We start from the raw sequence: 25,822 nt of genomic DNA, 5'->3' as shown, positions 1-25,822 counted from the left end.
CAAGTTTCAATTTTGTTAATAGCAAGATGGCTTAAGAGCAGAAGAAGTGTGAGCTAAAACACATACGACGCTCCAACAGTTGAGGGACTGTTAGAGACAAACGTTTTGTCGAAGAAGGGTGTGCTATTTCTGGCGAAATACCCAGACAGGACCGATAAGAAGAAAAAGAAGATCTTCAAAGAATGAAGGCTTCTTACCCTCAATTTTATGTCCAATGAACTGCAACATCCACAATACGGCAAATAAGATCAGCGAAACGAGGAGCACAGGCACCTGAAGAATTTCCAGAGACCAGATCAAAGAAATACACGCCAATGTAAAACCAAGCATCATAAGAAATACGCTCAGCGACAGCTTAAAGTAGAAAATCATGACAGGTAGCATCGCAACCCAAACCCAGTTTAGGGTAAAACCAAAAAACGAAATCGATGGAATTGACCAGATTAAGCCAACAATGGATAAGAAAATCCCTGGCACTGCTACTTTGTGGATTTTCTGGTTCACTGGATTTTGATGGCTCTCACCATAATCACTTAGCCACTGGGTCAGATCTCGCATTCTTATCTCTCTAAATCATGCTCTTATAGTATTGTCTATAGCACGAATTCATAGATTCTGCTGACCTATATTCGTGATTACATTCCGCTACGCTGAGCTTGACGGCGTTTTTCCTCATACATTCTGGCATCAGCGACTTTCAACATATCATCTACATTTTTAAACTCAGGAACATACATCGCATAACCGACACTGACGTGAATATTAATAAGGTGTTGCTCATAGATAACAGGTGTATGGCAAATGGCTCTCTGTAGCTCAATATTGAGAACATCTACATCACTAGCGACAGACATCCGAGGCAACATGATCAAAAATTCATCCCCTCCGATTCTGGCTACCACATCTGAAGATCTAAGCACGCTCTTAATCCTTTCTGCTACGGCAATCAACACCTTATCCCCTGCCACATGGCCATAGGTATCGTTAATCAGCTTAAATTTATCAAGGTCTACATTGAGGATGGCAAACGTCTCGCCTTTCTCAGAGTGAGACACAGCCTCAAAATGACTTTCAAGGGTGTACATGAAATACCTTCGATTAGGTAGAGATGTTAACTCATCATGCAAGGAACGCTGATCTGCAGCTTGGTAAAGGCGATAAATTGCGACAAAAGCAATCAAAAGAACTAGGACCATTGGGTAACCTAGCAGACGAACAACATGTACTCGGTACCATTCACTCTGTTGCAGCAAATCGTCCTTCGTCGAGGCTCCAATCGTCCAGCTACCATAGGGGAAGTGAACAGTTTCAGTCGCAAAAGCATTATTAAAAGTACTCTGCGAACCATAGAAAACTTCCCCATCCTGCCCAGAGCTATCCACTCCGCGCATCGCTATATTGTATTTGAAGGATAACTCTTCCACGCCGGCATCAATAAACAAAGTCTCGAGGGAAATAACAACACTGCATACCCCCCAATAGTCACGGTTATAAAGCGGATCGGTAAAAATAGGAATACGCGCTATTAAAGCCCTTCCTCCCTGTACCAGGTTGACGGGACCAGCAATGAAAATTTCTTGAATTTCACGGGCTTTGTTTATTGTCCGCCATTGGCTTGGCACGGTCCGATAATCAAGTCCTAATGCTTTTTCGTTTCCTTCTAACGGGTAAATGTATTTAATAACATCATCTGGTGCTAAACCAATAATCGTGATGTGACTGGCCTTACGCATAATACTGGAAGCGAGTAAATCCCACCCTGAATACTCGAAGCTAGGGTGACCTGCAACCAATGCTGTGAGATCATTCACAGCAAAAATATCGTACACAATAGCTGACTCTAATTCTGAGCGAACAATAGACAGCTCCTCTTTTGCTTTATCGAGCAGGCTACCTCTTAGGAAGTTTTTTTGGCTACGGTCAGCCCACTCTATCAGTCCTGTTGCAAAACAAAGCAGTGTCAGTGCCATCAAAAAAACGGACCCACGACTGCTAAATCGATACTTCATTCCACCCCCAGATCAAGCTCTCTAACACATTGTTTGAACCATATTTCAATACTAATGAAAGTACTGCTTCTAGTCCTAACCTGTTAGAGGTATATAATTATTATTATGGCTATTGTTTTAGCACTTACATAAAAACTACATGAACTTGGGTAAGTTTTCATCGATTAAAGATAAAATTATTGATAAGAGAGTAGATTTTGGATTTGTTTAATGCTCTACCTTATGAACAAAGGTGGATAGAACTGCCCAATGGCCGTTTGTTGTGGATTAACGACTTTATGCCACCCAATGAAGCCAATAGTTTGATGTCCTGCCTTAAGCAGGTCACACCTTGGTCACAAGAAGAAATACAGCTGTTTGGACGTATGGTCAAACAACCCCGTTTGCAAGCTTGGTACGGCGATAAAGCTTACACTTACTCCGGCTTAACCATGCCAGCGATACCCATGACAGAAACACTAGACTCGATCAAATTACGATGTGAAGACGTTGCGAGTCAACCTTTTAACTCGGTATTACTCAATTTATACCGAGACGGCCAGGACTCGATGGGAGCACATCAGGATAATGAACCAGAGCTTGGAAGCAATCCGACCATCGCATCACTTAGTCTAGGAGCCACGCGTCGCTTCGTACTGAAACACATTCACACAGGACAAACTTACCGTTTAGAGTTGTCTCACGGCAGCCTATTAATCATGGCAGGTGAAATGCAACACTTCTGGAAACACAGCTTACCGAAAACCAATCAACAGATTGGAGAAAGAATAAACCTGACTTTCAGGATGATCTACTAGTCCTTGCTTTATGCGGCTTTTAAACTTTTACTTTTTAACCACTTAGGTAACACAACACAGGCAATGTTGGCTGCAATAATCAGAGTTAGCCCCAATACTTGGTACGAGTTATAACGCTCGTTATAAAACAGCACCTGCCAGGCCGCGGTAAACAACAGATTGGTAAAAATAAGTGGCGCAAGTTGTGAGCCTGACTCAGCCAGTTTGTACGCTTTTGAGCGAAACACCTGCGTATTAATGATCAGCACTGATAAAGTACCAAGCGCCATCACAATAAGCCAAGGACTTACGTCCGATGCTTGATACATAGCATGATGATCCACTAAGCTGAATGCGACTAACGGTGTGATAACAACAGCGGCGAATAGGAAAGTCCACAAATTGATTTCAAATGCATTCAACCTACTTTGACTAATACGATAAAGGCTGAGTTGGGATCCAGCATTAAACACGCCCGCTGCAAGTCCCACTAAAAGCTCAGCTCTGAAGTTGAACCCGCTGACATCTCCCGCCAGTAGAACCACACCAACAAAGGTAGTCAGGAGCCCTAACAGGTTCACTGCTCCAATACTGATAGAAAATATAAGCTTTTCTAACAATGGGATAAACAACGGGCCCGTCCCAAATAGAACCACACTTTCCACCAAGGTCAGATGCTGGAGTGAGTAAACAAAACAAACTTGGCATGCCCCGATACACAAGGCTCTCAACCAAATTGGTCTCTGTTCATTGCGGTCTGGCCAACGCACATCTTTGCCACAAAACGCTAGAATTAATACCATTGCAGGCAGGATAAATCTAAGAAAACTGAGTAGATTAGCGTCAAAGTGCTCACTCAAAAACTTGGAAAATAATCCGGTTAATGACAAACTGAATGTAGAAGACAACATGAATAAAACTGGGTACAACTGACTGGGCATAACTCCTCCGTATTTAGCACTTAGTTTAGAAGCCGTCAGTACAAATTAAAAACGAGTAATATTGACACAATAAGTAAGAAAAACTTACAAATGAGAAAACTAGCGCCTCTTAAATCAATTTATTCATTTATCGCAATTGCCGAGACTGGCAGCATGACGGAAGCAGCAAAAACGCTGAATGTGAGCCACTCAGCAGTAAGCCAAGCGATTAAATCTTTAGAGACTCAGATTGGACAAGCGCTGTTTATTCGTACTGGACGAACAGTTACACTCAACGCTGCCGGTCGCCGTTACTACAAACAAGTCGCGCCAGCAATAGAGCAAATTATAACCGCCACTCAACACCTAATTGATGAGCAGCAAAGTCAGCGGATAACACTTAACATGGTCAATTCATTAGCAATGCATTGGTGGATTCCGCGAGTGAACCGTTTTAATCAATACGCGCCTCAACTGGATATTCGTATCTCTAACTTAATTGGCCACTTTGTAATGGAAAATGAAGGTGTTGACGTCGCAATTATTCACGGCAAAACGGATGACTGGCAAGATTACTATTGCGAGTTACTGGCTCATGATGAGTTAGTGATGGTCGCCAGCCCTGAACTGGTCCGTACGGGCACAACGCCAGAGTCGCTTCTCGCACACTACCCCGCAATTATCGCTGCAAATGATAGAAGAAAGTATGACTGGCAAGTATGGTGTGAGAGCCACCAACTACCAATACCAAGCTCCGTCAATAACTTAAGCTTTTCGGCTTCCATTCAGGCGGTTCAGGCATCAATCCGTCAGTTAGGGGTATTTGTGACCCACCGACAATTCATTCGTGACGATGTTCATCATGGTTCTCTAGTCGAAGTCGGAAACCCCGTACTCAACCCTCATCAAGACTTTTACTTCGCTTGTCAGCGAGAAAAGCTTAAAAATGAACACGTCCTTACATTGCGTAACTGGCTGAGAAATGAATTCAGTGCTTAGTATTTTCTATAGACTATTTTATTATAAGGAACAGACCTAGCATTTTATTTTTTCAATTTAATCATAGATTTAAAAACGACAAAATATTAACGCCTTGTGTATTTAAGCATCAAATACAATTAGTTACATAAGCGCCAAAATTTAGTGATTAATACTAGTCAGCCATATAATAAGAAATAGGGTTCATATGATTATTTCTTCTCACTAAATTTCCTTGAATAATACCTTCATTCAAACTTCATTTTTTCTTCTAGACTTTAATTGCCGGATTGTGAATTTACAGGCAGGGAATTAAATGGCGGGATTTGTAGGACAACATTTAGAAGAAATGGCCGATATGCACTCAGCTCGTAAGTGTAAAGTCGTTCTTCTTTGTTCGATCGTCACTCTGGCTATTCTTGCCTATTATGGTTTCATGCACATCACGAATCAGAATTACCTGTTCGGTACACTCAATATTTTGTGTGTGGGTATCTTAATTGCCAATCTTTGGTATTTGAATTTCAACCAATCAGACAACCTTTCAGACTTAATACTCTCAGGTGTTTTACTCTTTCAGGCAACCCTATTATTGGTATATGGTGACAACGCATCTGATCGGCTGTTTTGGTTATATCCAATACTTGCTGCCGTGATTTTTGTATGTGACTTTCGTACTGGTCTAATACTAAGCTCTGCTTTTTATTTACTTACCTTTTCGACTTGCTTGTTTACCAATATCATTACGGTTCCCCTACCGATTTCCATCGACCGCTTTCTCATCAGCCTATTTGCTCTCTATCTATTATGTAATACATCATCATACTTTTACGCAAAAGTCGTTAACTATATTCAGTCTCTCTATAAGGAAGGTATAGAGGATCTCGCTTATCGTGATCAGTTAACTGGCCTTGCTAACCGTTGGAGTTTTGAAAGTTGGGCGCTGGAGAAACTAGAAGAAGTGCGAGATAGTAACACTATTACTGCAATGGTCTTTCTCGACATAGACAATTTCAAAGCTATTAATGATACATACGGGCATGAAGTTGGTGACCGTGTTTTACAACACTTTTCCAAAAGGTTAAGAAATAATATTCGCTCCAAAGATAGGAAAACAAAGAAGCACGATTATTCAATCGCACGTTACGCTGGAGACGAGTTTGTTTTGCTCCTTTATGACGTACGCAGCATCAAAGATCTTAATGGTATTTTGAATCGTATTTGTCATCTATTTGAAGACAGTTACCAAAGCACGGAAAGAATCAACAAGCTCACTGTCAGCGCTGGGGTCGCTATTTTTCCTGAAGATGGGGATTCGTTACCCGAACTAACTCGCTGTGCAGACAAGGCGATGTACGCGGCAAAACACGGGGGCAAGAATCAGTATCGCTACTATCAACTTGACCATGCGGACATGGTTAAAAGCGTGGAAAACCCTGACCCAAATAAAGTAACGCCAATAAAAAAGTTTAACGGCTCATAAACATGAGCCACAGGCAGAACGCCATTACAACGAGCATCCACGCTGCATAACGGGTAGAGTTAGGTTTGTCTTTCTTGGGTACCACAACAGGTTTCATTGCCGTTTCTTTAGCCGCTCTCGCTGCGGTTCTAAGTGAACTGCGCTGAGAAACTTCATCTCGGCGTTGCTGTGCTTTATTCGCTACTTTACCAAATCGGTGCAACTGATCTGCAGTAAGCTCCTGACTGGGATCGTAACGAGCATGTGGGTCTTTGTGTTTAGGTACTACAGCCATCATCGACCTCCTCTCGAACCGGTTCCGTCAGATTAAGTATAGCCAATGTCCTAAATGATAAATTTGTTTATTACTACGGGACATTTCGGGATTCCCGAACAATAGACCGACAAAAACCTCACGTTCCCTTGTATTCATGCCTAAATTAAAAATAATTTAGGCAAACTCTTTGCCAATTTATTACCTATCGAAGCAAGATCAAAAGAAAATCACCACGTGTATTATCACACGTGGAGTTGGGATTTATAGATACTCACATAAATAAGCCGTCGTTAGAGACACTCTTAAATCAAAAGAAGAATCTCCGCTAACATCAAATGATTCCCCACTAGAATAAGTCGTCCAAGCATCTTCTCCTACACGCTTAATCGTCAGGCTACCTTTCACCACTGTCATACGCTCTGGATCTGCAGTGCCAAACGTATACTCACCAGGAGCCATAACACCGACACTCGATTGCTTACCTTCTTGCTCAAATCCTAGCGACTGAACATTGCCTTCAAAATACTTATTTATTTTGATCATGTATCCTCCATGAAAATTGCTTTATGTTTCTGTAACCTAGGACTTGTTGTAACGGAATCATTCTCCCCAATCAAGCTCGAAATAGCTTCCCGTATTAGACGGCAAGTTTATAAAGTAATACAAAAGCCATAAGTCACCGTATAAACGTCCATAGGCAAGAAGGAACTTGATATCTAAAGATGAAGCTTAGATTCCAACCAAGAGATTATCTCGTATAGATGGCTAATCGAGCGCTGCACAAACAGGAAGGTAGAACTCTTATCAGTGTCTTAAGCACCTTGTAGATCTTATCATTCATTGTATTTTGCAGCATCATAAGACTGACAGGCTATACTTACTGGCAGTAAAATAGAATATAAGGCATTGGTAAAACCTTATATTAACGTAAATAAACCGTGCATTTTTTGGGCTTAAGATCAAACTTATCATTGATAGTAAACATCAATGTTTAAACTCTTACACCAGACTCAGCGAAATACAGGTAAACTTCTCAACCAGTTTACTGATCAGAGCAGTTGAATGTGGCATTAAACAGAGCAGCAACCAATGCACCAAGATGGAAAAAGCGCTCTTATATGGAAAAAGAAGCTTTTCTAAAATTGTCTTTTGTTACGCTACTAGTCACTTTGGCGGTAGCTTTCTCGTCTCTTCTTTTCTTCAGCTATCAAGATTACGTCCACCCAAAACACGTTTATGGGCGATGGATAGAAATTGGTACACCTGAATATAATACCGAGGTTCTAACCTTTAATGAGAGAGGAGTTTATCGTAACGATCGATTGGTCACGACCAACTTTGATTTTGACGGTAAGGTTATCACAGTGACTACGGGGGGAGGCATTTCTATTTATCAGGTTGCTGGCACATTCAAATCTCCACAACTTCGTCGTTTAGAACCCAACAGCCCAACTCAACGTTTCATCAAAGCGGGTTACGAAAATACTGTCGATATGGGGGGTAGTAGTGGTTCAGCGAAAAACCGTCGGGCAGCCCTATCAGAGCACTTCAGCAGTAAAAAGTAACAATACCAGTCCAATAACAAGCCATATACACTCTTACAGTTGCCATCTCATAAATTGACGGTAGTTTCCCTACCTTCAAGCCTTTATACTGGACTCAGTGAAATTAACAATAAGAACTGTTTAATGAATGAGTTAGTTGCATTTTTGCCTAAGAATCTTGTCACCTTACTGCAAAGCTGGGATACCAATGTTTTATTTATTACCGCTGCCAGTTTTTTTGCTTGGGTAGCTTGGCGTATTATCTATAGCCGATTAGATATTCTTGTTGAAAAAACCCACTTCCATTGGGATGACTTAACTCTCCACGCTCTAAAGACCCCTATCAGTACTCTTATCTGGTGCTGGCCTGCGACCGTTTCACTCGGTTTCATTCTCGAAGACTACTTGGATTCCAAATTAAATTGGCTTAGCACGCTTAAGCTTCTTCTTGTGATTGCCATTTTCATCTGGATTATCATGCGGTTGATCAACAATGTTGAAGAGTACGTACTAAAGCAGCATTCTCGTGATGAAACAACGGTTCAAGCGATCGCTAAAGTATCAAGGCTGTTCTTCATCATTATAGGTATGCTAACCATCATGCAAGCCTTTGGCCTGAGTCTATCTGGCTTGTTGACCTTTGGTGGTGTCGGTGGCTTGATTGTGGGTTTAGCCGCGAAAGATCTGCTCTCGAATTTCTTTGGTGGAATGATGATTTACTTCGATCGCCCATTCAAAGTCGGGGATTGGATTCGCTCTCCGGACCGTCAAATCGAAGGTACCGTAGAGCGTATTGGATGGCGAATGACCATCATTCGTACTTTTGATAAACGCCCTCTATACGTCCCAAACTCAGTGTTCAGTCATATCGTGGTAGAGAACCCATCGCGTATGCTCAACCGACGAATCAAAGAAACAATCGGTGTCCGCTACGACGATGGCGAGAAGGTTGCTCAAATCGTAAAAGACATCAAAACAATGCTCAAAAATCATCCTGACATTGATACTAAGCAAACCTTAATCGTGAATTTCAACGCTTTTGGACCGTCTTCATTACAAATGATGGTGTATACCTTTACTAAAACCGTAAACTGGATTCGCTATCATGAAGTAAAAGAAGATGTGTTACTTAAAATCATGTCTATTATTCACCGACATGACGCTGATATCGCCTACCCAACTCAAACACTGAAGTTTGATCCACCCATTTCAGGCGAAGATCTACAAGACAAAGCCTAATAAGAAGCCCACAATCTGTGGGCTTCTTATTAAATATCATTATTTTTTAGAAAGTTAGAATGTATTACTTGGCAAGATTAAGTCAGATTTTGCCAAGATTTCATCATGATTTTCCCACCAGAATGATGTATTAATCTCATTATTAAGTTCAATCGTTTCTCCAACCATAGGAGTGACTAAATCCGCTCCTATGTCATTCGCCTCGGCAATCAGATCTGTCATCGGCTCGTCCCATTTGTGAGCAAACAATTCAAAAGTAGACCAATGCACAGGGAAGAGCTTTTCTGCTTCTAGGTCCTTAAAGGCTTGCATCGTATGACGAGCCTGCATATGACCCCAATTTTCCACCGGGAAGCCCTTACCATCTTTCACGTTCGCGGCGACTTCAATAAATGCCATATTAAAAGGGCCTAACCTCTCACCTATCTCTTTAAAATGTGAATCATAAGCAGAGTCACCACTGTAGAACATAGAGCCAGACTGGCCATGAATGGCCCAAGAAGCCCATAGCGTACTATTCGAATCCAGCCCCGTTCTACCAGAATTATGGTTAGCTGGCGTTGCCGTAAGTGTGACACCATTAATTGAAGTGGACTCCCACCAATCAAGCTCTTGAATCTTGTCTGGGTTAACTCCCCATTTTTCAAGGTGTCGGCCTACAGCCAGCGGAACCATAAACATTACGTCTTTATTGGCATAGTAGCGGACCGTCGATTCCTCTAAATGGTCATAATGATCATGAGAAATAACGATAGCGTCTGGAAGCGGTAAGTTATCGCGCTCAACAGGAGCTTGTACGTTTCGTGAAAATAGCTTCTTGGCAATCCAGGGGGATGCATATTCAAACACAGGGTCGATCAAAATTCGTGTTCTGTCGATATCAATAAATAAGCTTGAATGACCCAACCAGGTTACGCGTATCTCATCACTACGATGAGCCAATTTATCAGCATCGACAGGTGTATGTGGCAAGGGTGAATTCGGCTTCAAGGCTGCTCTTTCAAAGAAAAATTTCCACATAACCGAAGACAGACTTTCGGAGCTTGGAACGTTCGGCATTCGAGCGATAGCCTTACCGTTCTGAAATTGCTTTGAGTTGACAATCCGTTCAGCTCTTAAACGCTCACTTTGTCGCAACTCAACATTGTTCTCCGCTTTAAGAAGCTGACTGAACCCCATAACACCTAGTGCTGAAACTATCGATGCTTTGATCATATTGCTCATTTTCATGACCTACTGGCTACCCAAGAAAGTAAACGATGGTGTATACTTTAGTTACTGCAGCATTAAAAGTAAACACCATCGTTTACTTTAAGTATTTTGAGATGAATGCATGATTAAACGAAGCGATATAAAACAAGAAGATATCATCAAATCCGCCATTGAAGTTTTTTCTCAAAAAGGCTTTGAGCAAGCGAGTATGGAAGGTATTTCTAAACACGCTGGAGTCTCCAAGCGCACGTTATATAAATATTATCCAAACAAGGATGCTCTGTTTGAGGTCATTGTAGATAAGCTAATGTGTCGCTTTAATGAACAATGTGAGCTGAAATTTGAACCTTCTGTGTCAGTGGCGGAGCAGCTTGTTGATATCACGCTCAAGCAGATGTGTTACATCAACACCGAAGACTTTCAAATGACTGCTCGCTTAGTGATGGCCGAGTGCATTCGCTGCTCTCATACTTCTCAATTACTGATGAAACAGTTTGCAGCCATAGAGGACTCGTACGGTTTGAATCAATGGGTGCAGCAAGGAATTAATGCCGGTGCTCTTGAGGTTGAGGACATCCCCATGGCTATCGAGCAATTCATAGGCAGTATTAAGGCCATCGTTTTCTGGCCACAATTATTGGGACACCAGCCACCCGCAAGCTGCGAACAGCTGAAATCAACGGTTGAGTACGCAGCACAAACTTTTGTTGCCAGATACACCAAGAAATAACCCTAAATTAGGCAAGTGTATTAACCATTGCTCTTGCCTAGCACCTCTCTTAGAACACTCATTAGGCATTACCGCCCCTAAAAACCAATACTGTATTTAATAAAAAGTAAATACCAATCAATCCAAATTCTTATAAATGAGAAAATAGAATTTCCATTTTCGTCTTCAATTTAAGAATAGGAGAAAAATTTTAAATAAAATTCTCTCATTAAAATAACCCGTAAATTATTGAGTAAAAAGCCTAATATTGTTCTAAGTGATTATTTATTAGCAACTATCCTATCCATTTCCCTCTATACAAAAATAATACATCGCCAGTCTTAATAATGAGCCACCTTATATCATTGCAACATATATAAAGATGTTATAAAAATGCGCCTTGCTATTTTCACATCAATAAAACCTTACAGAGGTTACATGTATTTCAGGAGCCCCAATGAGTGAACGAGGCAGGATACGTATTACCAATTATCACGGTAAAGTCTTTTACCGTTTGATTGACTGCTTGGTAATACTCAGCGCGTTGTATATTGCAATAAAAGCCAACGATCACATTGTTACTTTAGGCTACATTTCTGCTGGGCTTTTAGGTGTCATCATCTACTCTTTCATCGCTGAAAGCCTAGATATATACAGCCATTGGCGCACAGCTAAGCTTCGTTCCCTTGCGCTTTACACCTCGTTTTGCTGGTTCTCGACCGTTGGTGGGCTCACTTTACTTAGCTATTTTTCGAAAACAGGCCCCGACTTTTCTCGCCTGATCATTGGTTATTGGATCGTACTGACCTTTGCCACTTTGCTTATTTGGCGAACGTTCGCTTTTATGGCTCTTTATTATCTTCATCAGAGAGGGGTTCATACCAAAAAAGCCGCTATTATTGGCTTGACGCCTCAAGGTTTGGAATTATCGAAAAACCTGAGTAATCACCCAGAGTTAGGCATTAAACTTACCGGTTTTTATGATGACAGAGAACCTAAAAGACTCTCTAGCGATTTGCCTATACTAGGGACAATAAAAGATGCGTTGGCATTAGCAAAGAACGGGGAAGTACAAAATATCTATATCGCTTTACCTATGCAGGCACAAAAGCGCATTTCCGATATCTTAGAAGCTTTTTCGGATAGTACCGTTAACACCTATGTCGTACCGGACTTCTTTACTTTTAACTTGCTCCACTCTCGCTGGTATACCATTGGTGACGTCAACGCTTTCAGCATATTTGATACCCCATTTAATGGTTTATCAACCTGGCTTAAACGCCTAGAAGACCTTGTCCTAAGCAGCCTGATCCTAGTGCTGATAAGCCCAGTACTCACTGCCGTTGCGATAGGCGTCAAAATCTCATCTCCAGGACCTATCATATTCAAACAGCTTAGATATGGCTTAGATGGAAAACCAATCAAGGTTTGGAAATTTCGCAGTATGAAGGTCATGGATAACGGAGAAAAAGTGGCTCAGGCGACGAAAAACGACCCACGTGTCACTAAGTTTGGGGCTTTTATTCGTCGTACATCACTGGATGAACTACCTCAGTTTATCAATGTCCTTCAAGGACGCATGTCTATCGTTGGCCCGCGTCCACATGCCGTGGCGCACAATGAAGAATATCGTACGATCGTGAACCGATACATGCTACGTCATAAGGTTAAACCGGGCATCACTGGCTGGGCTCAGGTTAATGGTTGGCGCGGCGAAACGAATACTATCGACAAAATGGAGAAGCGAGTTCAGTTCGATCTCGACTACATCCACAGGTGGTCACTATGGTTCGACATAAAGATCGTTTTCCTCACTGTTTTTAAAGGTTTTGTCGGCAAAAACGCCTACTAAGTCATGGACATGATTTTATTATGAATAGATTCAACAAACTCATCTCACCCACTAGCGGTTTTCTGACGATTGCGATGTCTTATTCCATCTGTGCTGCACCAACACCGGTGCCGATCGAAACAGAGTCAGGCATCGCTATTGTGCCTTATCTGAACCTATACAGTGGCCATAACAGCAACGTAGCAAAAGAAGAATTCAATGAAACCAGTTCTTGGTTTAGCGTGTACGAGCCCGGCGTTGGGTTCGAGCTTGAAAATGGCAAACAAAAGCACAACCTAGGATACCGTATCCAACGCGGTGAATTCTTTAGCTCTCAGCGGGATAACTACACCGATCATTTTCTGGATCTCACCAGTTACTGGGAAGCAAATTCAAGAAACGCACTCGACCTACGTTACAGCTTAGCAAAAACGCATGAAAATCGTGGTGATAACGACACAACGACTGACCTCGACTACAACAAGTATGTCTCGAATTCTTTCAATCTTGGTTATCGTTATGGCAGTACCGAAGCGAAGGGACAAATAGAGGCCAATGTCGGTTGGGGGGACTTGTCGTACAAGAATAACCGCAATGTAACTCGTTACCAGGATTGGGATGAAGGACGATTCAGTACCGCTTTCTTCTACAAGGCATTTCCAAAAACCTCTTTGTTAGCACAGTACATTGTCAATGACAGAAGTTACAACGAAGTCGCTCCTGGCTCTAGTGAACGTGATAGCTTGCATCACTTCATTTATCTAGGCACATCTTGGGATGCAACAGGAAAACTTCGCGGGAGTGTGAAGGTAGGTTATCAAAATAAAGAGTTTGATGCCTCACAGCGAAAAGATTTCGATTCTTTCTCTTGGGATATTGATGTCGCTTACTTGTTAAGAAGCTACTCGGCACTAGAACTGAAAACCAGCCGCAAGTCGACCGACCCTAATGGACTTGGCGGTGCAATTGATACCTCAGTTTACAATGCGAACTGGTCTCATAACTGGACGGAGATCATCTCAACAAACACTGAGCTTTCTTATATGTCAGAGGACTATACGGACAGCACGCGAGAAGACGATACGTCGAAAGCCAGCGTTTATCTTGATTATGATTTCCGTCGTTGGTTGACGTTCAAAGGCGGGGTGTCTTATGAATCACGTGATTCAAACCTAAACAACTTTAGCTATGACCAATCCGTCTATTACATAGCGCTAGAAGGTGTAATGTAAGCTCATGAAGTCTCTATTTTCAATTCTGCTGCTATGTCTTTCATTTCAAGCTATGGCTAGCGATGAGCTTTATCGTCTTGGCGTTGGTGATCTGATCAAAGTTCAGGTCTATGATGAACCTGAACTGTCACTTGAAACTCGAGTCAGTGACAGCGGTTCCATCGATTATCCTTTTCTAGGCAGCATCGCTCTCAAAGGCCGTACGCTCAGAGAAGTAAAACAATCGATCCATGATGGCCTACTCGATGGTTACTTAGTGAACCCTAACGTTTATGTCAGCGTTGTCGAGTACCGTCCTTACTTTATCAATGGTGAAGTCATCGCATCCGGTGGCTATCCATTTCATCCGGGGTTAACCGTCAACAAAGCGATCACTATTGCCGGAGGCTTCACCGAGCGTGCGTCAAAAACCAAAATTTTTGTCTCATCCAGTGATGAACCCAACTCTGAGCCGACTCGTGTTTCCCTACTTCACCGAATCCAACCTGGTGACATTATCACCGTTGAAGAAAGCTTCTTTTAATTGAATATTATGGAAAATACCCAGAATTCTCCGGTGAGCAAAGAAGAGCTCATTGATATCCGCCAATATTTCAAAGTGCTGCTTAACTACAAGTGGCGCATCATTGTTTTTTCACTATTGGTGACTGCTATTGCGGTATTGGTTGTATTGTCTTTACCATCAAAATACACCGCCCGAGCCACATTATTAATTGAGTCCAAACAGGCTAATATTATCTCAATCGAGGAGTTTTACGGCTTAGATACCAAAAGCCAAGAATACTACCTCACTCAAATCGAGATTCTAAAATCGGATCGCGTGTCTGAAGAGGTGATCCGTCGCTTGAATTTGGCTAACCATCCTGAGTTTGATCCTCGTGCACAAGAGGAATCTGACACTTCACTGAAAGACAAGTTAATTGAATGGTTTCCTGTATTACAAGCCTTTAGAAAATCCCTACCAGAGCAGGATCTTGAAAAGTCGGAGTACGCCAGAAACAAATTAGTCTTGTACAAATTCAAACGCGGTTTAGCGATCAATCCGATTCGAAAGACTCAGCTCGTACAGATCTCTTATACCAGCAGAGATCCAGAATTATCAGCACAAATTGCCAATGAAATTGGCCGTGTGTTTATGGATAGCAACATAGAAGCCAAAATCGAGGTCACTCAACAAGCTTCCAGCTGGCTTAATGAGCGTATTGGTGATTTACGTGAGAAGTTGCGCCAATCGGAATCTCAGCTCCAAGCCTTTTTGCAGGCTGAAGGGCTGGTTGATATCCAAGGGGTCGAGAGTCTGGCTTCGCAAGAACTCGCAGAGCTGACGTCCCAGCTCAACAAAGCTCGGGATCGCCGAGTCGCTTCGGAAACCTTATACCAAGTGGCCAGAAATTATAAATCTGATTCAAGCCAGCTATCAGCACTTGCCTCGGTCCCTGAAATCTCAAATCACCCGACGATTCGTGACGTCAAAGTGGCGGAAGTACAGGCAGAGCGAAAGGTCTCTGAGCTTTCAAAGCGCTACGGGCCTAAACACCCAAAACTCAAAGCCGCGATCGCCGAGCGAGAGTCCGTGAAGAAAAACCTTCGTTCAGAATTAAACCAGTTACTGAACGGCATCAATAATGAGCTTAAAGCTGCAAAGCAGGCTGAGCAAACCATTCGTCGAGAACTCGAAAATCGCAAAGTCGAGTTTCAGGCACTAACGGTTAAAAATGCCAAATATTCAGAGCTTAAACGTGAGGTACAGACCAACCGTGAGCTATTTGATTTATTCTTAAGTCGCCAAAAAGAAACCAGCGCATCAAGCGATTTCAACGCCAATATTGCACGCTTTACGGACTACGCTAGCCCTCCGTTAGCACCAAGTAAGCCAAATCGTAAAATGATCGTGATTCTGGCGTTTTTGGCCTCTCTGAGCTTTGGTTGTGTAATGGCATTTGTCGCGGATGCAGTAAATGATACTTTCACAGATATCAAGCAGGTATCCAAGCAACTGTCTCTGGAGATTCTGGGAATTGTGCCGTCACTAAAAAACAAACGTCCACTGGATAGCAAAGCTTATTTTGATGAGCGTAATCGCCAGTTAACAGAAGCTATACGTACTGTTCGTACGGGTTATCTACTGGCAAACTCAAATAAGCCTAGCTCTGTAGTCATGGTAACCTCGTCGCAGCCTGATGAAGGGAAAACCACCTCTGCACTAAACCTTGCGCTATCTCTGGCTCAGATGGAAAAGACTTTATTAATCGACTGCGACTTGAGAAAACCCACCATCGCACGTCGATTTGGGTTGCCATCAGCGCAGCCTGGGGTGACAAACGTATTGACGAAAACCCACGCCATTGAAGATTGTGTATATCGGGATGATGAGTCAGAGTTGGATATACTCGCTGCGGGCACGTACACCAACAACCCGCTTGAGCTGATCTCTTCTACCAGCTTTTCTGACTTTATTGAGCAATTAAAAACGAAGTACGATCGCATTATCATCGATACACCACCATGCCTCGCCGTCAGTGACGCATTTATGCTGTCTCGCTATGTCGACTCTGCTGTTATCGTTATCAACGCGTCTCAAACCCGAACCAAGACAGTACGTGATGTCGTCGGTAAGCTCGCTCAACAAGGAACAAGAATCGATGGCGTTATCCTCAACAAGCTTAATGTAAAGAAAGCTTCAGCCTATAGCGGTTATAAACAGTACCAATCATACTACGGGGTCGAGAACGCCTAATGAAAAGTAAGTTGGCCGCTTCTTTGTCTAAGTTAGGATTGGCATTGTCCGCTATATTTGTCCTTTATCTCTCATATCACTTTGGCGTAGCGTCTCTCTACGCCAAAGCGGTATCGAACCAGATTGAGCTATGGGATAAATCAGCCGATAAACCTAAACTCAGTGACATCGAGCAGGCTGAAATGCTCATTGAATCGAGCATTAAGCACCACTCTTCACATCCACACTATTTCGATTTACAAGGAAAAGTGTACGAGTGGAAAGCTTACATCAGCGATGATGCAGAGAAACAGGCTTATCTTGAACTCGCGAAAAATGCTTATCTTATTAGCGCTGAGCTTCGACCCAACTGGCCCAATACTTGGGCCGATTTAGCGACTTTAGAGACTCAGCTTCTAGGATCTAACCGAGAGCAGTATCTGCATCAAGCGGATATAAAAGGTCCCTACATACCTCAGGTAAACTTTAAAATCGCCACTTTAGCTTTGTCCAACTGGCAACAGTTCTCACCCAATGAGCGCAAGCTAGCGATGCCCCACATCTATAGGGCGATTAAGCATAAAGATGTCCGACAGAGATTTCGTGACTACCTGACACAAAACAAGAAATTCCGCTTCGCTTGTATCGTAATGAAGCAAATGCCGGATATCGACTACGCATCTTTAGCCTCATGTCGTTACCTAAACATATAAGTGTTTCAAAAATGAGTAAGCAAGAGAATCATTTTTAAGAAAAACAGAATCTTAGTTCAATATTTGTCGATTAATCAGCGTAAAGCCATATACTGGCTGGATTGTCGCCTCACTATGAGTAAGTAGGAATTAGCATAATGAACCACAAAATATGGATGTTGATAACCAGCATAGTGTTTTCAACACACAGCATGGCAGAAGAAGTCTCTAACGTTGCCTGTTCAGATATTGATGCCATTGAGGCTTCATTAAACGACACGACAGATGTCACCTCGACACTGATTAGCTTACTCTCGAGCTGTCCTGAACAATCAACTGATATTTTGGCAATGGCTTCACAAACACATACAAGTGAGAGCCTTGCGGTTCTGGATGCAGCCATTCAAACACTCGCTCCAGAACAAATAGCTAAAGCGACAGCAATTATTGTCAGCCATGCAGCGCCTGATGCCTACGAACAACTTATCCAGCAAGCTGTGCTGGCTGCTCCAGATTACGCGCAAGACATTGTGGATGCCGTTGCAGAGCTCAACCTTCTTGACCCAACCGACATTCTTGTCGCTGCTATTTCAGGTGGTGCCGACCCGGCGTTAATCAGTGAACCAACCGCAGCAGGTATTGCGACAGCTCCACCTTTGGCGGTGAATCCGGGTGCTACGACCGCACTTGGCACGGGCAACGGTAGTGGCGGCGGTACTGCCTCGCCTAATTAAGTTGAATTTGTATTGTTAAGGCAGGCCTTGAGCCTGCCTCTTTTTTGTGCTTTTTATATGACACGTTTCCTTGAACGACTCATTTATCCTGCGTTTCTTCTGTTTGTATTTTGGCTACCAATTCCTTTGGGAGGTAACCGTCCATGGGCATGGTCGATTAATGAATTTATTATCGCGGGAATGCTGCTTCTCTGTGTGATTTGTTATTCCAGCGATCGTTGGCGACATAGCCTTAAACGAACTCAGTCGCTGTTAGTACCATTAACTATTTTTACGGTATGGGCTTTTGCTCAGCCTCTATTCCCTTTTGGGTCTTTTGAAGACACAGGGCTGGCACTCGTTTCTTCCGTTAAAACACTGCATTATTTACAGCTTTGCTTAGTCGCATCAGTGGTCATTACTAGCATGCCAAGACTCAAAACCCTGCTCATCGTCATGGTCAGCAGCGGGGTGTGCCAAGGTTTTTATGCGGGGGTCATTCAATTGCTCGACCTGCCTCTCTCACCCATGTTTGATTTACCCGTGGGTCATCGAGCCTCAGGGAGTTTTGTTTATCACAATCATCTGGCAAACTTCTTATTGATCAATCTTTGTATCGGCTTTGGCTTGCTAATCGCACAATTGCAAGATAGCCAAAAGCAAAGTATTCGCCTGTCTGCACAACGCTTTTTCGCCGTGTTCTTATCCGATAAGGCTTTTATTCGTTTGGGCTTGATCATTATGGTCATTGCTTTAGTTTTGACCCGGTCGCGAATGGGGAACGTCGCTTTTTTTGTCGCTTTAACAACGGGCAGCTTACTCCTATTACTGCTGTATAAAAATAAACCTAAAAGTATGTATGTTCTTATTGCCAGCCTATTCGTGATTGATACTGTGATCGTGAGTACATGGTTTGGTTTAGACAAGGTCAAGCAGCGTTTAGTCGAAACCAGCCTGAGTAATGAGTCGCGAGACGATGTGATTTATGCTGCCTTGGAGGCCATTCAGCAACAACCATGGCTTGGTTATGGTGGAGGAAGCTTTTACTCTTCATTTCAGGCATTTAATAATGGAAACATCCAATTATTTTATGACCATGCCCATAACGACTATGTACAGTTTGTTTTTGAATATGGACTAATTGGTAGCTCAATACTAGCTCTTATCGTTATTGCCTCTCTTCGTAAATCTATAGTGGCATTTAAACAACGTCGCAGCCGCCAAATGAAAGGGGCCGGGCTAGGAGCTTTTATGGCTATCTTGGGAATGTTAATCCATATGAGTGTCGACTTTCCATTGCAAGCACCTGCTACTACTCTCTATTTCTTACTTTGTCTACTCATCGCTCACTGGGCTGTTACCATCCCTGCCGTAAAGCGTAAACGCCCAAATGATTAGCGAGTAAGCGAACACTCCTTCTCAATGAAGGAGTGTTCCTTTTTTAATTACAGGTGTTTTTCAACCACTTCTTCTAACTTTTGGTATGGTACGTACCCTGGGATAACATCTTGTCCGACGATCAATGCAGGTGTTCCTCGCAAGCCAAAACCATTGAACAAAGCGTAATTGTTCTCTAACTGTTGTTCGACGTCTTCAGGATTATTTAAGTATTGCTCCGTGCCTGTTTTCTTGGCAATTTTAGCCAGAGAAACCGCATCATGAACTCCGGGTTTTGCAACCAACAATTCATGCACCTGCGGGTATTTCTCCCGTGCGTTATGCCATACATTTAAGGCATAGCCTGCTGAATTGACGTTAGACATCCCTTCCTTTAGAGGGACGTATAAGTTAATGATTTTAACCTGAGGATAATCCTCAATTAACTTCTCCAATTCAGTATCAAGTTTTTTGCAGTAAGGGCAGCTGTAATCCGTCACATTGATTAATGTCAGCTCAGCGTCTTCTGCCCCCATAGAAGTGTGTTTCGGGTCATTAATATACGCTTTGCTGCTCGACAAAAATTGATCAAACTGCTGCTGTTGTTTGACATACAAACCCAAACTTTCATGAAGCCCATCGACAATACTCGGATTGGCGTTAAGCATTTCGACAATCTCACTGATCTTCTCATCCTGCGTTTGTGCTTGGACTAAGGGGGCGATAGCAAAAGTGCTCATCGCTAAGATAATTGCTAATTTTTTCATCACTTTTTATTCCTATTGATTTAGCCAAAGCCTAACCAGCATTCCTGGTGGTGTAGTGATTCCTGTTGTAATACTTTCCACCTTGCCCTCTTTGACTATAAAAATACTTGGGGTCACAGAGATATTCCAACGATTGAATATCTCCCCTTTTTGATCATTAATATTGCTAAATTGATAATCTTTTGCCTGCATGAACCGCTTAACACGCTCTGAAGGACCTGACGAACCGGCAACACCGACCACTGGATAATACTGGCTGAGCCAATCAACCGTAGGGCTGACAAACTTACATGCAGGGCACCATGTTGCCCAGAAATAAACCACTACAGGTTCTTCATAGCTCATCGCAATAACGTCAACGAATTGATCATCCATAGTCCTCCCCATAATCGGTGGCGCAGACTCCGTAGGCAGACTCTGACTACGAAACCAATCCATAGCAGAGGTAATGGCAATACCCAATACCACCAGAATCAGAACCTCTTTAAGCCAGTAACGTACAGAACGTTTCACTAGCGGTTTCCCCCTGCAGTTGCAATCGCTTCCATAACCGCGTCACTTGATAAAATGACGGGCAGAGGGATACCCTGAGGTGCTTCAGGGCCATAGACGATATTGAAAGGAACACCAAAGCGACCATTCGCTCTTAGGTAATCAGTGACTGAGCCATCAGGATGTGTCCAGTCTCCCTCAATCAGAGTCATCGAAGGATGCTTCAGTGCAGAGTAAACTGGATCCTGAAGGATGACTCCAATCTCATTTGCTTTACAGGTGACACACCAATCTGCCGTGACATTCACAAATACGGTTTGCCCCTGTTCCACAGCTTGATGAATGCGTTCGTCAGACAGAGGCTGCCAAACAAGATCATTGGGTAATGGTGTCGCCCAATGTTCGGTCGTCAAGCTGGCTAGTACAAATCCACCTGCCAGCAAGAGTACGGCTGCTGCGCCAGAAATTGCCATCGCTTTATCGCCATAAACCTTCTTAACGCGGGCCAGAATCAGCACTACTGAAAGCAACGCTATTAAGACGATCCAGAACGAAGGAATATGGTTGTTTAACAGTGATAGTAACCAGACACTGGTCATTAGCATCATGATGCCAAACAAAAGTTTGAGCTTGTTCATCCATGCGCCAGGCTTAGGCAGTAAGTTGGCGATTCCAGGGAAAAGTGCAACACCAATCCATGGCAGCGCCATACCCAACGCTAATGCCGTAAAGATAGCCAATAACTCCAACGAGCTGGCGGCTAAAGCAAACGCAACCGCTGTGCCTAAAAACGGAGCCGAGCACGGAGTTGCCAACAGAGTGGCAAACATACCTTGGGTAAAGTGTCCGGTGTAGGAGTTATCCCCTTTTGATGCCGCCCAAGTGTTGGCTTGTGATGAAAGACGAATTTCGAACAGACCCAGCATATTGGCACCGAACAGACCAGTAACCAGCACCATAATGGCAAGAAACCATCCACTTTGGAATTGGATTCCCCAACCGACGGCATTGCCCGTCAGCTTGAGCACCAAAAGAAATGCCGCAAGTAACCAGAACGAAGTAAGAATACCTGCCGAAGACGCCAAGAATTGCCAGCGAATCTGGCGTCGCTCTACCCCCTGAACCGCAACGATACTGCTCAGCTTCATCCCCAGAACAGGTAATACACAGGGCATTACATTCAGGATTAGGCCACCAAATAAGGCAAAGCCGATCATCGGCAACAGAGATATATCTTGCTTAACGATGGCACCATTAACGACAGCAACATCTTGCTCAGCAAGGAAATTTTTGTCCTGAACTGTGACAAACACGCTCTGGTCATCAAACTCAATCTCCCCGAGCCAACTCGACACTTCAAACGTAGCAATGACCGTGTTTTCATCAACATTAACATTGGTTAACTTGTAGCTATACTCTTTAGCCTCATCGGTATGCCCATCCACAATTAGCTCAGGTTCTTGCCAGCCCAGCGCCTTAGTCATCTTTACCTGAAGAACATTCTCGCTCGTATCCCAAGTCGCTGTTGCATTAGATAATAAAGGAGAAGACTTAGGTACCTGACTGATCGCCTGAGCATGTTTATAGAGCGCTTCTTGATTAATCATTAAGTCACTTGGCATAAACGTGAGCGAGAATGGATAATCGGTAAGCACGCAGATCGTCGTACAAGATGACATCGTTAAATTAGCATCGATCGACACCGGCTGAGAGAAATCTTCAACCTGCAACGTCATCGGTATGGTCACCTTTTCCTTATAACCGAGAGTGTTGATACCCAATAGACTGAACTGATCGGGGTAAGGCCAATGCCATTTCACATTGGCTAAATTCGTTGATTCACCCCAGTCAATGGAAGGTGCTATCCCCCCTTCACCAGGGCTACGCCAATAGGTTTTCCAGTCATCATCAAGCTCGACCTCAAGTAACCCCTCGACTGTTTTTGCCGATTCGTCAATTTGACCCGTAAGAACGAGGCGGGTTTTGAGTGGCGGGTGCTCTTCCTTACTCATCCAGCCTGTATCGACTGGTGTTGACGCATAAGCCATAGACAGCACCGCACTCAGCGCAAGCAACAAAGATATTATGCTGACAGCGGTGCCTTTAAATAAACTTCTCATGTGTATTTCCAAAATAGTCACCATTTTATTCAATGGTTGATGTAACAGACGTATTGAATCCTCTGACAAAAGTCAGAAATCAGTGACTAAATTTATTCTCTAAAAACACACAAGGTGAGGTGAACCCTAGACTTGGGAATAATGGGTTCAGTAAAGGAAGGAGTCTCTGGCCGTACCTGGGTCAGCCAAGCAACGATAATCACAAAGAGCAAAAACATCGGTACCATCATGTTATCAAGGTTAACCTTGGCACTACTGAGCAGTTTTTCTGTCAGATCGCATTGTTTTTGAATCTCGTCACTATTATCGCTGAACTGGATAGTGTCTGTAACCACAGACTGCTTAAACGAGCACATACTGATGATACTGGTATTCTGCATAAAGCAGATAGCAAAAACCCACCCAACTAAAAGTAGGGTAATTCTCGCCATTGCAGCAGATTTCAAACGCTTGATCATCAACTCTTTTAAATCCGAGTGTTAAACCGCCCCATTATCGGTGTGCGGTCAAAGTGAGTGTTAGTGTAGTGTCAGAACTTTACTAGACAACTTTCTTTTGTAAAAAAATCTTATCAACACCAGCGGTAGGAAAGCCGTCATAACGTCCAACCTCTTTAAATCCTAACTTAAGATAAAAATCTGGCGCCTGAAACGAGTAAGTATCCAGATAAATATCCGTGACACCGTAAGCTTTGGCTTCTTGCTCTACACGCGCCATCAGCTTTGAACCAGTTCCAGCAGAACGTTTGACTTCATCAACCCACAAAAATTCAACAAATAAAGTATTCGTGAATATCTCTCCCGTTAAGCCACCAGCAAAATTGCCACTTTCATCTTCTGCAATACAAGCCAATGAGACAATATCTTCATCTGGAAAATGCTTAAGATTAAATGACTTCAAACCATTGTAGATGGCATCTTTAATATTTTTCGGCGGGTTTAGCATAAAATTAATGTGCATAGAATTCCTTTCCTAACAATAAGTAAGGCCAGCTAAAGCCGGCCTTACCTTACAAATCTGCGATAAACGAGCTTAGCATCCAAATTGCTAAAATGACAAAGATCATTCCCATAAATTTATGCTGATAAGTCCTGAACTTTGCATTTTCTAGCAAGGGTTTGCCCAAGGTACCGACCAACGCCACGAGCAGGAAATTGAAAAGCAACCCCAGCACATTGAGCAATAATCCCAAGACTAACATTTGCTCACCAGATGATGCTTCAATCTTAGCCGAAACAAACTGTGGCAAGAACATAACAAAAAAGACTAACGCTTTCGGGTTGAGTAAATTACTGACCAGCGCTCTTTGATAAAAAGCCCCTGCCAATTTAGTTGATGACTCTAGTTCAGGGTTTCCACTGTCATTGGCACGCAAGCAATCCCAACCCATTTTTAGCAAATAACTCCCACCTAAAAGATGGAGTGCTTTGAGTGCTAAAGGACTCATTGCTACCAAAGCAGAAACACCCGCTGCTGCGAGAAGGGTCAGGATCACGCCTGATGTAGCATTCCCCAAACTGGCAAACACACCGACCCTGCGGCCATAACTCATACTTGAGCTAGCGATCAAAAGCATATCTGGGCCAGGCAGTAACAAAAGTGCCACCACCGCGGTTAAATAAACAGGAAGCACTGAAATATCAATCATAGTTATTATATTAGCCAGAAAAGAAAAGGCGGAATTTTATAGCAACCTAAAATCAATAACCAGATTTTTAATTCATAAAATGCCCAAAAAATCGACACATAAATTAACAATAAAGCCTTCATATATCCTTAGTCAGACAGCAATTTTGTACAAAAATAAATGAAACTTATAAGCTAGACTGGTGAGGGATTAATAACAGGGTGTCTTCATGGCTGAGAAGAACAAAAAGGAATCGGCACGTTTTCAACTTGCCTCTGAGCTTGGCGGGCTTGAATTACTAGACGCAAAATACACGAATCAAAACTTTTCTCGTCATAGTCATGAAGGCTATACCGTGGGTGTCATAGAAAGAGGAGCGCAAAAGTTCTATCGAACTGGTGGCAATCATATAGCTCCACAAGACAGCATCATTTTGGTCAATGCAGATGAAGTTCATAACGGTCAGACAGCCACTGAAGGAGGGTGGGAATACAAAGCCATGTACCCTCTTCCTGAACAATTCACACAATTAACAAGCGGCTTAGCTTCAAATTTGTCTACTCCCTACTTCCCTGATCCCGTCGTCTACGACCCAGAGATGGCGCAGCAGCTTAGGCTTGTATTTGATGTTTTGGAGAAATCAGAGAATAAACTTCTCCGAGAAACCTTAGTTTATGGCACTCTCATTAAGTTGATGGCTCGACACAGTAAAAACCGTCATTCCAGTGATTTGATCACATCAAGCTCTGCCAGCCTCAGCTTAGTGAAAGAATTTCTTGATGATTTTCCCCAAGCCGATGTATCTCTTGAAGACTTAGCAACACTCGCCGAGTTAAGCCCGTTTTATTTGGTTCGAAGTTTTCAAAAGCTGTATGGTTTGCCTCCGCATTCGTACCAAATTCAGTCAAGGCTGAGATACGCAAAACGGCTTCTCAGGCAAGGGATGAAAATTTCCGATGTCGCTCAGGAATCCGGGTTCCACGATCAAAGCCACTTCCATCGCCACTTCAAACGAGCGATGGGCGTCACACCAAAGCAGTACTCCAGCAGTATTTAACTGAGCAATTTTATACAAGGCACACGCTTTGACGTATGCCTTAATAAATAGCAAGTCTAACAACTAACCTGA

General features: G+C 43.0%; 26 protein-coding genes. 14 read left to right on the top strand and 12 right to left on the bottom strand.

Annotated features, from left to right (window positions below; all coding sequences use genetic code 11):
* Positions 1–123: 123 nt before the first annotated feature.
* Positions 124–558 carry an Mpo1-like protein gene (locus tag L1D23_RS01365; protein ID WP_239863809.1) on the bottom strand — a complete coding sequence of 145 codons (435 nt, stop codon included), beginning with the start codon at positions 556–558 and terminating at the stop codon, positions 124–126.
* Positions 559–635: 77 nt separating this feature from the next.
* Positions 636–2,009, bottom strand: coding sequence for a diguanylate cyclase (locus tag L1D23_RS01360; protein ID WP_239863808.1), 1,374 nt, complete (start codon positions 2,007–2,009; stop codon positions 636–638).
* A gap of 197 nt (positions 2,010–2,206) precedes the next feature.
* On the opposite strand from L1D23_RS01360, the gene L1D23_RS01355 reads away from it, so the two are divergent.
* Positions 2,207–2,806, top strand: a complete 600-nt coding sequence (locus L1D23_RS01355; protein ID WP_239863807.1) for an alpha-ketoglutarate-dependent dioxygenase AlkB — start codon at positions 2,207–2,209, stop codon at positions 2,804–2,806.
* Between the two features lie 8 nt (positions 2,807–2,814).
* On the opposite strand, the gene L1D23_RS01350 is transcribed toward L1D23_RS01355, so the two are convergent.
* Entirely contained in the window at positions 2,815–3,726 is a 912-nt protein-coding gene (locus tag L1D23_RS01350) for a DMT family transporter (protein ID WP_239863805.1), read from the bottom strand.
* A gap of 90 nt (positions 3,727–3,816) precedes the next feature.
* Between L1D23_RS01350 and L1D23_RS01345 the strand changes: the two genes are divergently transcribed.
* Together L1D23_RS01345 and L1D23_RS01340 are read left to right on the top strand one after the other, a co-directional pair.
* A complete protein-coding gene (locus L1D23_RS01345; protein WP_239863803.1) occupies positions 3,817–4,704 on the top strand; it encodes a LysR substrate-binding domain-containing protein in 888 nt (295 codons plus the stop codon).
* 295 nt (positions 4,705–4,999) lie between these two features.
* Positions 5,000–6,166 carry a GGDEF domain-containing protein gene (locus L1D23_RS01340; RefSeq protein WP_239863801.1) on the top strand — a complete coding sequence of 389 codons (1,167 nt, stop codon included), beginning with the start codon at positions 5,000–5,002 and terminating at the stop codon, positions 6,164–6,166.
* On the opposite strand, the gene L1D23_RS01335 is transcribed toward L1D23_RS01340, so the two are convergent.
* The gene (locus tag L1D23_RS01335) at positions 6,153–6,440 is read right to left on the bottom strand and encodes a hypothetical protein (RefSeq protein ID WP_239836357.1); all 288 of its coding nucleotides are present in this window, start codon (positions 6,438–6,440) and stop codon (positions 6,153–6,155) included. The two genes, L1D23_RS01340 and L1D23_RS01335, sit on opposite strands and share 14 nt — an antisense overlap.
* A gap of 243 nt (positions 6,441–6,683) precedes the next feature.
* The gene (locus tag L1D23_RS01330) at positions 6,684–6,965 is read right to left on the bottom strand and encodes a pyrimidine/purine nucleoside phosphorylase (protein WP_239863800.1); all 282 of its coding nucleotides are present in this window, start codon (positions 6,963–6,965) and stop codon (positions 6,684–6,686) included.
* A gap of 575 nt (positions 6,966–7,540) precedes the next feature.
* Here L1D23_RS01330 and L1D23_RS01325 point away from each other — a divergent pair.
* Together L1D23_RS01325 and L1D23_RS01320 are read left to right on the top strand one after the other, a co-directional pair.
* On the top strand, positions 7,541–7,987 hold the full coding sequence (locus tag L1D23_RS01325; protein ID WP_239865346.1) for a DUF2850 domain-containing protein: 447 nt from the start codon (positions 7,541–7,543) through the stop codon (positions 7,985–7,987).
* 123 nt (positions 7,988–8,110) lie between these two features.
* Positions 8,111–9,205: a mechanosensitive ion channel family protein gene (locus L1D23_RS01320; RefSeq protein WP_239863798.1), complete on the top strand. Its 1,095-nt coding sequence runs from the start codon at positions 8,111–8,113 to the stop codon at positions 9,203–9,205.
* A 54-nt stretch (positions 9,206–9,259) separates the two neighbouring features.
* Here the strand turns inward: L1D23_RS01320 and L1D23_RS01315 are convergent, their stop codons facing one another.
* Positions 9,260–10,429 (bottom strand): MBL fold metallo-hydrolase, encoded by a 1,170-nt coding sequence (locus tag L1D23_RS01315; RefSeq protein ID WP_239863796.1) that lies wholly within the window; start codon positions 10,427–10,429, stop codon positions 9,260–9,262.
* A 109-nt stretch (positions 10,430–10,538) separates the two neighbouring features.
* Between L1D23_RS01315 and L1D23_RS01310 the strand changes: the two genes are divergently transcribed.
* The 8 genes from L1D23_RS01310 (at position 10,539) to L1D23_RS01275 (ending at position 19,708) form a co-directional block, all read left to right on the top strand.
* On the top strand, positions 10,539–11,147 hold the full coding sequence (locus tag L1D23_RS01310; protein WP_239835402.1) for a TetR/AcrR family transcriptional regulator: 609 nt from the start codon (positions 10,539–10,541) through the stop codon (positions 11,145–11,147).
* 436 nt (positions 11,148–11,583) lie between these two features.
* Positions 11,584–12,978 carry an exopolysaccharide biosynthesis glycosyltransferase VpsL gene (gene vpsL / locus L1D23_RS01305; RefSeq protein ID WP_239863794.1) on the top strand — a complete coding sequence of 465 codons (1,395 nt, stop codon included), beginning with the start codon at positions 11,584–11,586 and terminating at the stop codon, positions 12,976–12,978.
* A gap of 20 nt (positions 12,979–12,998) precedes the next feature.
* Positions 12,999–14,189, top strand: coding sequence for an outer membrane beta-barrel protein (locus L1D23_RS01300; protein ID WP_239863792.1), 1,191 nt, complete (start codon positions 12,999–13,001; stop codon positions 14,187–14,189).
* A gap of 4 nt (positions 14,190–14,193) precedes the next feature.
* Positions 14,194–14,712 (top strand): exopolysaccharide export protein VpsN, encoded by a 519-nt coding sequence (vpsN, locus tag L1D23_RS01295; protein WP_239835405.1) that lies wholly within the window; start codon positions 14,194–14,196, stop codon positions 14,710–14,712.
* 9 nt (positions 14,713–14,721) lie between these two features.
* On the top strand, positions 14,722–16,926 hold the full coding sequence (gene vpsO / locus L1D23_RS01290) for an exopolysaccharide regulatory tyrosine autokinase VpsO (protein ID WP_239863790.1): 2,205 nt from the start codon (positions 14,722–14,724) through the stop codon (positions 16,924–16,926).
* Entirely contained in the window at positions 16,926–17,618 is a 693-nt protein-coding gene (locus L1D23_RS01285) for a VpsP family polysaccharide biosynthesis protein (protein WP_239863787.1), read from the top strand. Before vpsO ends, L1D23_RS01285 begins: the two co-directional genes overlap by 1 nt.
* Positions 17,619–17,755: 137 nt before the next feature.
* Positions 17,756–18,331 (top strand): hypothetical protein, encoded by a 576-nt coding sequence (locus L1D23_RS01280; RefSeq protein ID WP_239863786.1) that lies wholly within the window; start codon positions 17,756–17,758, stop codon positions 18,329–18,331.
* A gap of 57 nt (positions 18,332–18,388) precedes the next feature.
* Complete coding sequence (locus L1D23_RS01275) at positions 18,389–19,708, top strand: O-antigen ligase (protein WP_239863784.1); 1,320 nt, start codon at positions 18,389–18,391, stop codon at positions 19,706–19,708.
* A gap of 47 nt (positions 19,709–19,755) precedes the next feature.
* Here L1D23_RS01275 and L1D23_RS01270 read toward each other — a convergent pair whose 3' ends face one another.
* The 6 genes from L1D23_RS01270 to L1D23_RS01245 all read right to left on the bottom strand — a co-directional run bounded on the left by L1D23_RS01270 (position 19,756) and on the right by L1D23_RS01245 (position 24,714).
* Entirely contained in the window at positions 19,756–20,457 is a 702-nt protein-coding gene (locus L1D23_RS01270) for a DsbA family protein (RefSeq protein ID WP_239863783.1), read from the bottom strand.
* A gap of 9 nt (positions 20,458–20,466) precedes the next feature.
* The gene (locus tag L1D23_RS01265) at positions 20,467–20,967 is read right to left on the bottom strand and encodes a protein disulfide oxidoreductase (protein WP_239863782.1); all 501 of its coding nucleotides are present in this window, start codon (positions 20,965–20,967) and stop codon (positions 20,467–20,469) included.
* Entirely contained in the window at positions 20,967–23,066 is a 2,100-nt protein-coding gene (locus L1D23_RS01260) for a protein-disulfide reductase DsbD domain-containing protein (protein WP_239863781.1), read from the bottom strand. The genes L1D23_RS01265 and L1D23_RS01260 overlap by 1 nt, the downstream gene beginning before the upstream one ends.
* Positions 23,067–23,158: 92 nt before the next feature.
* Positions 23,159–23,524 (bottom strand): hypothetical protein, encoded by a 366-nt coding sequence (locus tag L1D23_RS01255; protein ID WP_239863780.1) that lies wholly within the window; start codon positions 23,522–23,524, stop codon positions 23,159–23,161.
* An 82-nt stretch (positions 23,525–23,606) separates the two neighbouring features.
* Positions 23,607–24,026 (bottom strand): GNAT family N-acetyltransferase, encoded by a 420-nt coding sequence (locus L1D23_RS01250; RefSeq protein ID WP_239863779.1) that lies wholly within the window; start codon positions 24,024–24,026, stop codon positions 23,607–23,609.
* Positions 24,027–24,075: 49 nt separating this feature from the next.
* A complete protein-coding gene (locus L1D23_RS01245) occupies positions 24,076–24,714 on the bottom strand; it encodes a LysE family translocator (protein WP_239863778.1) in 639 nt (212 codons plus the stop codon).
* A 208-nt stretch (positions 24,715–24,922) separates the two neighbouring features.
* Here L1D23_RS01245 and L1D23_RS01240 point away from each other — a divergent pair, with 208 nt between their 5' ends.
* Positions 24,923–25,750, top strand: a complete 828-nt coding sequence (locus L1D23_RS01240; RefSeq protein WP_239863777.1) for an AraC family transcriptional regulator — start codon at positions 24,923–24,925, stop codon at positions 25,748–25,750.
* The last annotated feature ends 72 nt before the right edge of the window (positions 25,751–25,822 follow it).

It is taken from the genome of Vibrio sp. Isolate24 (assembly GCF_022398215.1).
Taxonomy (GTDB): Bacteria; Pseudomonadota; Gammaproteobacteria; order Enterobacterales; family Vibrionaceae; genus Vibrio; species Vibrio coralliilyticus_A.
Note: the sequence above shows the minus strand (reverse complement) of the source record. Positions and strands in the feature narration are given on the sequence as shown.

Bases quoted from the DNA above. Each gene is read 5' to 3' on its own strand.
- L1D23_RS01360 (WP_239863808.1), bottom strand. From the start codon at position 2,009: ATGAAGTATCGATTTAGCAGTCGTGGGTCCGTTTTTTTGATGGCACTG.
- L1D23_RS01320 (WP_239863798.1), top strand. From the start codon at position 8,111: ATGAATGAGTTAGTTGCATTTTTGCCTAAGAATCTTGTCACCTTACTG.
- L1D23_RS01275 (WP_239863784.1), top strand. From the start codon at position 18,389: ATGACACGTTTCCTTGAACGACTCATTTATCCTGCGTTTCTTCTGTTT.
- vpsN (WP_239835405.1), top strand. From the start codon at position 14,194: ATGAAGTCTCTATTTTCAATTCTGCTGCTATGTCTTTCATTTCAAGCT.
- L1D23_RS01300 (WP_239863792.1), top strand. From the start codon at position 12,999: ATGAATAGATTCAACAAACTCATCTCACCCACTAGCGGTTTTCTGACG.
- L1D23_RS01365 (WP_239863809.1), bottom strand. From the start codon at position 558: ATGCGAGATCTGACCCAGTGGCTAAGTGATTATGGTGAGAGCCATCAA.
- L1D23_RS01350 (WP_239863805.1), bottom strand. From the start codon at position 3,726: ATGCCCAGTCAGTTGTACCCAGTTTTATTCATGTTGTCTTCTACATTC.
- L1D23_RS01335 (WP_239836357.1), bottom strand. From the start codon at position 6,440: ATGGCTGTAGTACCTAAACACAAAGACCCACATGCTCGTTACGATCCC.
- L1D23_RS01255 (WP_239863780.1), bottom strand. From the start codon at position 23,524: ATGATCAAGCGTTTGAAATCTGCTGCAATGGCGAGAATTACCCTACTT.
- L1D23_RS01250 (WP_239863779.1), bottom strand. From the start codon at position 24,026: ATGCACATTAATTTTATGCTAAACCCGCCGAAAAATATTAAAGATGCC.
- L1D23_RS01260 (WP_239863781.1), bottom strand. From the start codon at position 23,066: ATGAGAAGTTTATTTAAAGGCACCGCTGTCAGCATAATATCTTTGTTG.
- L1D23_RS01340 (WP_239863801.1), top strand. From the start codon at position 5,000: ATGGCGGGATTTGTAGGACAACATTTAGAAGAAATGGCCGATATGCAC.
- L1D23_RS01280 (WP_239863786.1), top strand. From the start codon at position 17,756: ATGAACCACAAAATATGGATGTTGATAACCAGCATAGTGTTTTCAACA.
- vpsL (WP_239863794.1), top strand. From the start codon at position 11,584: ATGAGTGAACGAGGCAGGATACGTATTACCAATTATCACGGTAAAGTC.
- L1D23_RS01240 (WP_239863777.1), top strand. From the start codon at position 24,923: ATGGCTGAGAAGAACAAAAAGGAATCGGCACGTTTTCAACTTGCCTCT.
- L1D23_RS01330 (WP_239863800.1), bottom strand. From the start codon at position 6,965: ATGATCAAAATAAATAAGTATTTTGAAGGCAATGTTCAGTCGCTAGGA.
- vpsO (WP_239863790.1), top strand. From the start codon at position 14,722: ATGGAAAATACCCAGAATTCTCCGGTGAGCAAAGAAGAGCTCATTGAT.
- L1D23_RS01285 (WP_239863787.1), top strand. From the start codon at position 16,926: ATGAAAAGTAAGTTGGCCGCTTCTTTGTCTAAGTTAGGATTGGCATTG.
- L1D23_RS01245 (WP_239863778.1), bottom strand. From the start codon at position 24,714: ATGATTGATATTTCAGTGCTTCCTGTTTATTTAACCGCGGTGGTGGCA.
- L1D23_RS01345 (WP_239863803.1), top strand. From the start codon at position 3,817: ATGAGAAAACTAGCGCCTCTTAAATCAATTTATTCATTTATCGCAATT.
- L1D23_RS01325 (WP_239865346.1), top strand. From the start codon at position 7,541: ATGGAAAAAGAAGCTTTTCTAAAATTGTCTTTTGTTACGCTACTAGTC.
- L1D23_RS01315 (WP_239863796.1), bottom strand. From the start codon at position 10,429: ATGAGCAATATGATCAAAGCATCGATAGTTTCAGCACTAGGTGTTATG.
- L1D23_RS01310 (WP_239835402.1), top strand. From the start codon at position 10,539: ATGATTAAACGAAGCGATATAAAACAAGAAGATATCATCAAATCCGCC.